Source organism: Nocardiopsis deserti, assembly GCF_008638355.1.
GTDB lineage: Bacteria > Actinomycetota > Actinomycetes > Streptosporangiales > Streptosporangiaceae > Nocardiopsis > Nocardiopsis alborubida.
This window is the reverse complement of sequence record NZ_VWVS01000001.1, coordinates 711,518-721,380: the sequence shown is the minus strand read 5'-3', so window position 1 is coordinate 721,380 and position 9,863 is coordinate 711,518. Positions and strand designations below refer to the sequence as shown.

The 9,863-nt window shown below is 73.9% G+C and carries 10 protein-coding genes; 7 read left to right on the top strand and 3 right to left on the bottom strand.

The window, feature by feature from the left end; genetic code table 11:
• From FYW99_RS12865 to FYW99_RS12850, 4 genes are all read left to right on the top strand, one after another.
• The coding region (locus FYW99_RS12865; protein WP_190394632.1) for a glycoside hydrolase family 6 protein at positions 1–897 on the top strand (897 nt) is incomplete at its 5' end.
• A 198-nt stretch (positions 898–1,095) separates the two neighbouring features.
• Positions 1,096–2,220, top strand: coding sequence for an N-methyl-L-tryptophan oxidase (gene solA / locus FYW99_RS12860; protein ID WP_394350359.1), 1,125 nt, complete (start codon positions 1,096–1,098; stop codon positions 2,218–2,220).
• 134 nt (positions 2,221–2,354) lie between these two features.
• Positions 2,355–3,161 carry an SDR family oxidoreductase gene (locus tag FYW99_RS12855; RefSeq protein ID WP_150252223.1) on the top strand — a complete coding sequence of 269 codons (807 nt, stop codon included), beginning with the start codon at positions 2,355–2,357 and terminating at the stop codon, positions 3,159–3,161.
• Positions 3,162–3,327: 166 nt separating this feature from the next.
• Complete coding sequence (locus tag FYW99_RS12850; protein WP_150252222.1) at positions 3,328–3,759, top strand: VOC family protein; 432 nt, start codon at positions 3,328–3,330, stop codon at positions 3,757–3,759.
• A 94-nt stretch (positions 3,760–3,853) separates the two neighbouring features.
• On the opposite strand, the gene FYW99_RS12845 is transcribed toward FYW99_RS12850, so the two are convergent.
• Positions 3,854–4,945 (bottom strand): winged helix DNA-binding domain-containing protein, encoded by a 1,092-nt coding sequence (locus FYW99_RS12845; RefSeq protein WP_150252221.1) that lies wholly within the window; start codon positions 4,943–4,945, stop codon positions 3,854–3,856.
• Between the two features lie 215 nt (positions 4,946–5,160).
• Here FYW99_RS12845 and FYW99_RS12840 point away from each other — a divergent pair, with 215 nt between their 5' ends.
• Positions 5,161–5,523 (top strand): antibiotic biosynthesis monooxygenase family protein, encoded by a 363-nt coding sequence (locus FYW99_RS12840; RefSeq protein ID WP_150252220.1) that lies wholly within the window; start codon positions 5,161–5,163, stop codon positions 5,521–5,523.
• Positions 5,524–5,562: 39 nt separating this feature from the next.
• On the opposite strand, the gene FYW99_RS12835 is transcribed toward FYW99_RS12840, so the two are convergent.
• On the bottom strand, positions 5,563–6,324 hold the full coding sequence (locus FYW99_RS12835) for a class I SAM-dependent methyltransferase (protein WP_150252219.1): 762 nt from the start codon (positions 6,322–6,324) through the stop codon (positions 5,563–5,565).
• Between the two features lie 95 nt (positions 6,325–6,419).
• On the opposite strand from FYW99_RS12835, the gene FYW99_RS12830 reads away from it, so the two are divergent.
• Both FYW99_RS12830 and FYW99_RS12825 read left to right on the top strand, forming a co-directional pair.
• Positions 6,420–7,760: a benzoate/H(+) symporter BenE family transporter gene (locus FYW99_RS12830; protein WP_150252218.1), complete on the top strand. Its 1,341-nt coding sequence runs from the start codon at positions 6,420–6,422 to the stop codon at positions 7,758–7,760.
• A 255-nt stretch (positions 7,761–8,015) separates the two neighbouring features.
• Complete coding sequence (locus FYW99_RS12825; RefSeq protein WP_150252217.1) at positions 8,016–8,957, top strand: GNAT family N-acetyltransferase; 942 nt, start codon at positions 8,016–8,018, stop codon at positions 8,955–8,957.
• 76 nt (positions 8,958–9,033) lie between these two features.
• Here the strand turns inward: FYW99_RS12825 and FYW99_RS12820 are convergent, their stop codons facing one another.
• The gene (locus FYW99_RS12820) at positions 9,034–9,807 is read right to left on the bottom strand and encodes a nucleotidyltransferase domain-containing protein (RefSeq protein WP_150252216.1); all 774 of its coding nucleotides are present in this window, start codon (positions 9,805–9,807) and stop codon (positions 9,034–9,036) included.
• Positions 9,808–9,863: the final 56 nt, after the last annotated feature.

Genomic DNA, 9,863 nt, shown 5'->3' with positions numbered 1-9,863 from the left:
ACCGAGCTCAGGATCGTGACCACGGTCGAGATCGACTCGCTGCCCAACCTGGTCACCAACGTCTCCCCCCGTGAGACCGCCACCCCCGAGTGCGACGAGATGCTGGCCAACGGCAACTACGTCGAGGGTGTGGGCTACGCCCTGGCCACCCTGGGCGACATCGACAACGTCTACAACTACGTGGACGCCGGTCACCACGGATGGATCGGCTGGGAGGACAACTTCACCGCCTCGGCCGCGCTGTTCTACGAGGCGGCCAACGCCGCCGGCGCCACCCCGGCCGACGTGCACGGGTTCATCGCCAACACCGCGAACTACTCGGCGCTGGTGGAGGACAACTTCGCCATCGGCGAGACCGTCGCGGGCACGCCGGTGCGCCAGTCGGAGTGGGTGGACTGGAACCAGTTCACCGACGAGCTCTCCTATGCCCAGGCGCTGCGCGAGGAGCTGGTGGGCCAGGGCTTCGACTCCGGTATCGGCATGCTCATCGACACCTCCCGCAACGGGTGGGGCGGGCCGGACCGCCCGGACGGGCCGGGGCCGTCCACGGACGTGAACGCCTACGTGGACGGGGGCCGCTACGACCGCCGCCTGCAGGCCGGGAACTGGTGCAACCAGTCCGGTGCGGGTCTGGGTGAGCGCCCCCAGACCGAGCCGGAGCCGGGTATCGACGCCTATGTGTGGATGAAGCCGCCGGGTGAGTCCGACGGGTCGAGCGAGTTCATCGACAACCCCGAGGGCAAGGGCTTCGACCGGATGTGCGACCCCACCTATGAGGGCAACCCGCGCAACAACTACAACATGAGCGGCGCGCTGCCCAACGCGCCGATCTCGGGGCACTGGTTCTCCGCGCAGTTCCAGGAGCTGCTGGCCAACGCCTACCCGCCCATCCAGTAACAACCACACCTCCCAGATCTCGGCTCCCTTCCGAGACGGGGCGCCCGTCCACCCCTGAGGGTGGGCGGGCGCCCGCCATGTGCGGGCCCTGGGATCATGGCCTGGGGCTCCGGGGCGCAGGGGTCCGGACACGACCATGGGGGGAAACGCGTGGCGGCACCGCTGGAGACCGACACCGTCGTGGTCGGACTGGGAGCCATGGGGGCACAGGCCCTGTGGCGCCTGGCCCGGCGCGGTGTGGACGCGATCGGGGTCGAGCAGTTCACACCCGGACACGACCGGGGCTCCAGCCACGGCGAGTCCCGCATCATCCGCACCGCCTACATGGAGGGCGCCGCCTACGTGCCGTTCGTACGGTCGGCCTGGCGCGCGTGGTCGGAACTGGAGGAGGCCTCCGGGACCCGGCTCGTGGTGCGCACCGGTGCCCTGATGCTCGGCGCGCCGGACAGCCCCGCCGTGACCGGGTCGGTCGCCGCCGCCGAACACCACGGCCTCCCCCACCGGGTGCTCTCCCGCGACCAGGTCGCCGAGCGCTTCCCCCAGCACGTGCTGCGCCCGGGCGAGGTGGGCGTCTTCGAGGAGGACGCCGGTGTGGTCCTGCCCGAGGCCGCGATCACGGCGGCCGTGCGGCTCGCGCGGGAGGCGGGCGCGCGGGTGCTCACCGGCGCCCGGGCGACCCGCGTCGTCCCCGACCCGGACCGCCCCTGCGTGGTGGTCGGGGACACCGTGGTCCGGGCCCGCCGGGTGGTCGTCACCGCCGGGTCCTGGCTGCCGCGGCTGGTGCCCGAGGTGGCGGAGCTGGGCGGCGGCCTGCGGGTCGAGCGGCGGGTGCTGGGCTGGTTCCGCACCACGCGGGACCCGTCCCCGCACGCGCACGGGCCGGTGTTCGCCCGGGACGGGGACGACTGCACGTGGTACGGGTTCCCCAGCATGGACGGCGGCCGGACCGTCAAGATCGGCGTGCACGCCGAGGCCCCGGGGAACAGGGGCGAGGGCGCCCAGTGGGGCGAGCCGGTCGACCCCGACGCCGGGCCGCGGGAGCCCGACGCCGCCGACGCGCGGCGGCTCGGACGGCTGGCCGCCGGGCTGCGCGGTGTGGCCCCGCTCCCCGAACGCATGACGTCGTGCATGTACACGATGACCGGGGACGAGCACTTCGTCATCGGGCAGCGCCGCGAGCTGCCCGGCTTGGTGCTGGCGGGGGGATTCTCGGGACACGGCTACAAGTTCGCCTCCGCGGTCGGGGAGGCCCTGGCCGACCTCGCCCAGCACGGGCGCACGGATCTGGCCGTGGACCTGTTCGACCCGCACCGCTGGGACTGAACGGAGCGGTTCGCGGGCGGCCGGGGTTTCCGGGACGGAGTGCGCCCGGCGCGCGGGAGCGTGCGATCATCGCTTCCACGCGCGGCGCGAGCGCGTCCTCCCCGCCCCCTCAGCCTCCCTCCGGAAGGACCGCCATGAACAGTCCCACCGTCCCGCGGACCGCGCTCGTCACGGGCGCGTCGTCGGGGATCGGCGCCGCCGTGGCCGCCGAGTTCGTCCGCCGCGGCTACCGCGTGTACGGGACCAGCCGCGACCCCGGTGCGGTGGCCGAGCCGGTGCCGGGTGTGGAGTACCTGGCCCTGGACCTGGCCGACGGGGCGTCGGTCGAGGCGTGCGCGGCCGCGGCGGGTGATGTGGACGTACTGGTCAACAACGCCGGGGAGAGCCAGAGCGGGCCCTTCGAGGAGCTGCCGCCGGAGGCGGTGGAGCGGCTGTTCCGGATCAACGTGTTCGGCGCGGTGCGGCTCACCCAGCTGCTGCTGCCGGGGATGCGCGCCCGCGGGTACGGGCGCGTGGTGATGGTGGGCTCGATGCTGGCGAGCTTCCCGCTGGCCTACCGGTCCTCCTACGTGGCGTCCAAGGCGGCGCTCAAGGGGTTCGCGAACGCGCTGCGCCGCGAGGTGTCCCCGTACGGGGTGGGGGTGGCCACGGTCGAGCCGGGGTCGATCAACACCGGCATCAGCGAGCGGCGGACCCAGTACCTGCGGGAGGGGTCGCCGTTCGCGGCCGAGTACCGCACCATGCTCAGGGCGCTCAACGCCAACGAGGCCGCGGGGGTCACGGCGGGGGCGGTGGCCCGGACGATCGTGCGCGCCGTCGAGGCGGACCCGCCCCGGCCGTTCTACGCGGTGGGCAGCAACGCCCCTGTGGTCTTCGCGCTGCGGCGGCTGTTCCCGCGCTCGGTCATCCTGCGCATGGTCGCCCGCAGGCACGGGCTGTAGTCGCGGGCGCGCCCGGGCGCGCTCTGTGCCCGCGGCTCGGGCGCACGCGGACCCGCCGCGCCGGAGAGGTTTCGGCGGCGTGTCCCCGGTCCCGGGTAGGTTGTCCCGACCACAGGACACCGGCCGCCCCGGGCGCTTCCGGGGCGGGCACGACGACGGAGCCGCCGTGAGACAACAGGTCCACTTCATCACTCTCGCCACAGCCGACCTGGACGCCGCCCGCGCGTTCTACCGGGACGGGCTCGGCTGGGAGCCACTCGCGGACGTCCCCGGGGAGATCGTCTTCTTCCAGGTCGCGCCGGGACAGGTCCTGGGCCTGTTCGACGCCGGGAAGTTCGACCGCGACCTGGGGCGGCCGCCCGGCACGACCGGGGTGTCGGGGCTGACGCTGTCGCACAACGTCGACGGCCCCGAGGAGGTGGAGTGGACCGTGGAGGCCATGGCACGGGCGGGCGCGAGGGTGCTCAAGGCACCGCAGCCGGGCGAGTTCGGCGGGGTCTTCCACGCCCACGTGGAGGACCCCAACGGCGTGGTGTGGGAGATCGCGCACAACCCGGGCTGGCGCGTGGACGAGACCGGCCGGGTCGTGTTCGGCTGAGGCCCGGAGGGCCGCCGGGGACCGCCGCGCCCACCGAAAGATCGACGGGTCCCCCAGCGACGTCGGGCGGCCGCGGCCCGAAGTTCCGGCCGGGTCACGGTTCCAGGGGGCGCAGGCGGATGTCGTGGCTCTCCGAGCCGGCCGCCGCGAAGCGCAGCAGCCGTGCGCCCTCCTCGGTGACCGCCTCCTCCTGAGCCGGGGTGAGCGGTGCGAACAGCCGCACGTCCAGCACGGCGGGGCCGCCGCGCCGGGGCCGCTCGATCCGCCACAGCCCGTGCACGAAACCGTCCACGGTCAGCGGCGGCTCGACCACGAGGTGGGGCCGCCGGTGGTCGGCGACGACGCGGGAGCGGTCGTCGTAGGAGACGAGCACGTTGTCGAGCAGCGCCAGGAAGCGGACCGGCGCGGGCGTGTCGGGGTCGGGGCGCGGCGCGTCGGGCAGGTCGAACAGCTCGCGGCCGTCACGGTCGCGCAGGACCCGCAGTCGCGGCCGCAGGCCCTCCACGACCGCGCGCATGCGGGTCATCCCGCTCCAGGCCTGGACGTCCTTGGCGGTGGCCGGGCCGAACGCGGCGAGGTAGCGCAGCACGAGGGTGTCCGGGGAGGGCTCGACGGCCAGCGGCGCGCCGAGCCACTCCTCGGCGAGGGTGAAGGGCGTGGCGCCGCGCCGCCCCCACGTGCCCGGCGGGTGCAGCACGGGCAGGAGTCCCTGGACGGAACGGGCCAGGGCGACGGGGGCGCGTCCGGGCCAGCGCTCGGCCAGGGCCCGGCCCAGGTCGGGGCGGGCGAGTCCGCCGTCGGCGAGGAGCGCGCGTGCGGCGGCGGCCAGCTCGGCGGGGTCGACACCGGGCAGGTCCCGGCCGAAGGCGCCCTTCTGCCAGCGGGTCAGCATGGGGTGCAGGACCGGGCGCAGCCACAGGTAGTCGTCGGCGGTGACCAGGTGCTGGGTGCCGCGGAGGAGGGTGGCGCGCACGACGTCGCGGCTGTGCAGAAGCCCGGTCAGGTCGTCGATCCGAAAGTCCCGGACACGGGACCACAGGCCCACGTAGGGCGGTTCGGGGTCCTGCGCCTGGAGGCCGACGAGGTGGTGGACGACCTCGGCGGCGGTGTGGTCGGTGGTCCGGCCGAGGAGCAGTTGGCGGGACAGGGTCGCCCGGTTGAGGGCGCGGCGGTCGAGCACGGTCATGGACGCGACCCTAGGAGGTGTGGAGGTCATCCGCTGTCCTGCACCCGTCCGCCGGGGTCGGCCGCTTCCCACGGTCCTGCGGGCGGTCGGGGCGCGGGTGCGCAGGCCGCCGGGGAGAGGGGCGCGTGCACCGCAAGGGGCGGGGCGGCGCGGACGTCGGCGGAGGTTGTCCTAGGTTGGGCGGAAGGACCGCAGACAACCGAGAGAGGTGCCGTGTGAGCAGCGTCGTCAAGTTCAACGTCCTGACCGTCCCCGAGGGTGCCGGGGCGACCCTGGAGGAGCGTTTCGCCAAGCGCGCCGGGCTCGTGGAGGACCAGCCCGGGTTCGAGGAGTTCCAGCTGCTGCGCCCGGTCGAGGGCACCGACAAGTACCTGGTGTACACCCGGTGGCGGTCCGAGGAGGACTTCCAGAACTGGGTGAGCGGCCAGGCCTTCCGCCAGGGGCACGCCCAGGCCGCCGCGGACGCCCAGAAGGAGGGCGCACCGGCCGGGCACGGCCACGGGCACGGCGGCCCGGCCGCGACCAACAGCGAGATCTGGGGCTTCGAGGTCGTCCAGCGGGTCTCGGCCCAGTCCTGACCGCCGGGACGGGTGCCCGCGCCCCGCGGCCCGGACGGGTCAGCGGGGTTTGCGGGCCTCGATGAGGAAGCGGGTCGTGGTGGCCGTGAACGATCCCTCGCGCTCGATGTGCTCGTGCATGTCCCGGAGTCGGTCCCGGTAGGCCTCCACGGTGAACCCGGGCACCATCCAGATCACCTTGCGCAGGAAGTACACGACCGCGCCGACGTCGAAGAACTCCGTGCGCAGCCGCTCCATGCGCAGGTCCACCACCTCCAGCCCGGCCGCCCCCGCCCCCTCGCGCGCCCGGTCCGGGTGGCGGGAGGCGCGCGCCTCCTCGGACTGCGGTCCCAGGAAGAACTCCACCACCTCGAAGACGCTCTCCGGGCCCACCTGCTGGGACAGGTAGGTTCCGCCCGGCGCCAGGACCCGGGCGATCTCCTCCCACCACACGGTCACCGGATGGCGGGAGACCACCAGGTCGAAGGCCCCGTCCGCGAAGGGCAGCGGCGGCTCGTCCCCGTCGGCGACCACCGCCGTCCCCAGGGGGTGGAGCAGCCGGGTGGCCTTGGCGATGTTGGGCGGCCAGGACTCCGTCGCCACGGTCAGGCGCGGGCGTTCGGGGATTCCCGCCAGCACCTCCCCGCCGCCGGTCTGGATGTCGAGCGCGGCGCTCGCGCGGGCCATGTGCCCGGCCATGGTGCGCTGGTAGCCCCAGGAGGGACGCTGTTCCGTGGCCCGGCCCTCCAGCCAGGAGAAGTCCCATCCCTGCGTCGGCTCCGCGTCGGCCTCGGCGACGAGTTCGTCGAAATCGCGTCCCATGGCGGCATCCTCCCCCGGGCTCCGCGGCCGGGTCCAGCGGTTTTCCCTCCCCCGGGCGACGGCGCGGGTCCGGCGGCGCGCGAAGATGGTGGACCATGAGAACCCTTGTCCGTCGTGTCGGCCTCGTGGCCCCCGCACCCGCCGTCGCGGCCGGTCTGGTCGCCGTGCTGGTCGGGGTGACCAGTTCGGCGGCGATCGTGTTCACCGCCGCCGAGGCCGCCGGTGCCTCCTCCGGGCAGATCGCCTCGTGGATGCTGGCCCTGGGTGTGGGCATGGCCGTGACCTGTGTGGGGTTGTCCCTGCGCCACCGGGCCCCGGTGGTGACCGCCTGGTCCACACCCGGCGCCGCGCTGCTGGCGGTGGGGCTGGACGGGGTGACGATGGCGCAGGCGGTGGGAGCGTTCCTTTTCTCGGCCGCGCTGATCACCCTGAGCGGCGTCACCGGGTGGTTCGAGAGGGTCATGGACCGCGTGCCGGTGCCGCTCGCGGCGGGGCTGCTGGCCGGGGTGCTGCTCCAGTTCGGCATGGGGCTGTTCACGAGCATGGAGGACGACTTCGCGGTCGTGTTCGCCATGTTCGCGGCGTACCTGCTGTGCCGCCGGTGGCTGCCGCGCTACGCGGTCATCCTGTCCCTGGTCGCGGGCGGGGTCGCCGCGGCGCTGCGCGGGACCCTGGACCTGGGCGGGGTGTCCCCGTCGTTGGCCCGGCCGGTGTTCGTGGCTCCCGAGTTCTCCTGGCAGGTGCTGGTGAGCGTGGGGCTGCCACTGTTCGTGGTGACCATGGCCTCGCAGAACCTGCCGGGGGTGGCGGTGCTGCGGGGCGACGGCTATCGGGTGCCGATCTCGCCGGTGATCGGGTGGACCGGAGCGACCAACCTGGTGCTGGCGCCGTTCGGGTGCTTCGGGATGAACCTGGCCGCGATCACCGCGGCCATCTGCACGGGACCGCAGGCGCACCCCGACCGCGAGCGCCGCTACCTGGCCGGGGTGTGGGCGGGGATCTTCTACCTGTGCGTGGGGGTCTTCGGGGCGACGGTGGCTTCGCTGCTGGCCGCGCTGCCGCCGCCGCTGATCCTGGGGATCGCCGGGCTGGGCCTGCTCGGAACGATCGGGGGCTCGCTGGCGTCCGCGCTGGGGGACGAGCACTCCCGGGAGGCCGCGGTGGTGACCTTCCTGGCGACGGCGTCGGGGTTCACCCTGTTCGGTGTGGGCTCGGCCTTCTGGGGGCTGCTGGCGGGGGCGCTGACGCTGGCGGTGACCCGTTCCTGGCGCCGGTCCCGGCGCGCGGGTTCGGGCGGCGGCGCCGGGCAGGACGCCGGGGACGCGCGGGAGGCCGACGAGGCCGTGGAGGCTGCGGAGACCGGGGAACACGGAAGGTCCGCCAAGACACAGGAGCCCGGTGATCCCGGCGCGGACAGCCGGGCGACTCGCGGTTGAGGGGGGTCCCAGCGCCGTCGACCGGAACACAGCCGCAGGGGCTCCGACACCGGTCGACTCGCGGCGAAAAGGGGTTGCCCCGTCGATCGGGACACGGCTATAACAGTCGCGGCCCCGACCACAGCGGAACCGGGGCCTCGACGACGAGAGGAGGCGGAGCCGTGTTCACCGCAACCACCGCGCTCGCGCCCTCCCGGGGCGGCCTCGACAGCTGACTCCCCGGAGCGGCCGGGCGCACGCACCGAAGGTGTCGCCTTGACCGTGCATGACCTGATCATCCGTACCATCACCGGACCCGGGGAGCTCGACCTCTTCAACCGGATCCCCTACCCCCAGAACTCCGAGTTCGCCGACGACCTCGCCCAGGGGCGCCGACGCCCCTCGTGGATGTGGGTCGCCCTGGACGGCGACCGCCTCCTGGCCCGCCTTTCCTGGTGGTGCCGGAGCAGTGACACCTCTCCCCTGCTGCTGGACGTCCTTGACGTGGACGACACTGCCGGGGACGTCGACCGCACGGGGATCCTCGAACACCTGCTGCGCACCGCCTCGGCGGCGACCCTGCCCGAAGGCGGGACCCCGCCCGAGTACCTGCGCATCGTCCCCGCCGACTGGCGCGAGGACACCGACAAGCGCCGTGCCGTGCGGGAGCGCGTGGCCGCCGTCGAACGCACCGGCGGATCGCTCCTGGTGGAGCGGCTGCGCTTCGAGTGGACGCCCGACGTCCCGGCGCCGGGGCCGGGCGACCGCCTCCGGTTCCGGCCGGTCCGGGACGAGGAGGAGATCCTCGGTCTGATGGTCCGGGCCCTGGAGGGAACCCTGGACGCCCACGACCGCGCCGACCTCGCACACACCACGGCGGAGCGGGTGGCCGCCGACAGCTGGAACGAGGAGTTCGCCCGGTACACGACGCCGCGCTCCTGGTGGCGGATCGCGACGCTGCCGGACGGCGAGCCGGTCGGCTTCGTCCTGCCCGCGCGCAACGACTACCACCCGATCATCGGCTACATCGCGGTGCTGCCCGAGCACCGCGGCAACGGGTACATCGACGACATCCTCGCCGAGGGCACCCGCGTCCTGGCTCAGGAGGGTGTGGACCGCATCCGCGCCGCCACCGACCTGGGCAACGTCCCGATGGCACGGGCCTTCCAACGGGCGGGGTACCCCACGCTCAGCGGGATCGTCAACATGACCTGGTAGGAACGCCGGAACCGGTTGGCCGCGGTCCGAGGCCCGGGCCTTGGACCGCGGCACCGGGGCACCGGGGCACCGGGGCTCAGACCGTGGCGAGAATCCGTCCGGCCTCGGCGACCGCCGAGTTCAGGTCCTGGGGGTCGGCGGTCATTCCGGCGACCACGAAGTCGATCTCCTCCAAACCCGCCATGGACAGCAGCGCCTTGTCGTTGGTGACCCAGACCCCGCGCTCGGCCAGGACCGCGTGCGCGGCCTGCGAGGCGGCCTGGGCCAGGAGACCCGCGGTCTGGGCGACCCGGCCGTAGGGGGCGTGGTTGTGCTGGGCGTAGGACAGGGTGGCCGCGGCCGTGCCCCGCCAGACGGGTGGTGCGCTACTGCGCAGCGCCTCGGGGTAGTCGGGCCGGGGCAGATCCCCCACGAGTACCCGGCCGATGGCGAGTTCGGCGACGACCAGGTAGGTGGGAATACCGGCCAGGTGGAACATGAGCGGTTCCACCTGGAACCGCCCCTGCCGCGCCTCGGCGAGCTGGTGCTCGACCACGTCCAGGTCGCGGTAGTGCACGTCCACCGCCCTGCCGTCGACGCGTAGCCAGGCACCGCCGTTGAAGACACCGCCTCCCCAGCCGCCGACCTCCGACACCTCCCCCTCCCAGCCGAGGTCCCGCAGTGTCTGCGGGTCGAAGTCACCCCGGTAGTAGACCGCCAGGTCCCAGTCGCTGTCGGGGCGGTGGGTGCCCTGGGCCCGGGAGCCGCCGAGGGTGACCGCCTCGACGGCCGGAAGGGCGGCGAGCCGGTCGGCGGTGGCGGACAGGAAGGTCGCGTCATCATGTGCGGAGGTGGCCATGGTGACCATCATCGCGGACGGCGTGTCCCACCCGCGATGAGGTTTGCGCCGAGCCGGTGACCACCGGG